This is a genomic window from Isoptericola croceus (genome assembly GCF_029382255.1).
Classification (GTDB): Bacteria; Actinomycetota; Actinomycetes; order Actinomycetales; family Cellulomonadaceae; genus Isoptericola; species Isoptericola croceus.
Genome location: NZ_JARLLG010000352.1, coordinates 1 through 266 on the forward strand (window position 1 = coordinate 1; position 266 = coordinate 266).

Here is a 266-nt window from a genome sequence, read left to right on the forward strand (position 1 = left end):
GTTGAGGCATGCTCAAAGATAGAACCTGTCTCAAAATGTGTAAGAATACTCCAACCGTCCTCAAGCAAAATGTTAACCAAACGGTCCACATGGGCAGGCCGGACTAGTAAATCGACATCCGAGCTCAGACGACCTGGGCGATAAGTGTCAGCTCCAAAAACATAACCTTTGATATGCAGAACATCAATTTTATTTTTTGTAGCAATATTCTGGAAGTAAGCATGAGAAAGCAAAATTCTTGCTTTGAGCGGGATATCTTGTTGGAC

1 pseudogene is annotated in these 266 nt (G+C 42.1%); it reads right to left on the reverse strand.

Features of this window, described 5'->3' with window-relative positions:
• Positions 1 to 266: pseudogene (locus PZC42_RS21595) on the reverse strand (nucleotidyltransferase family protein); the annotation flags it as partial.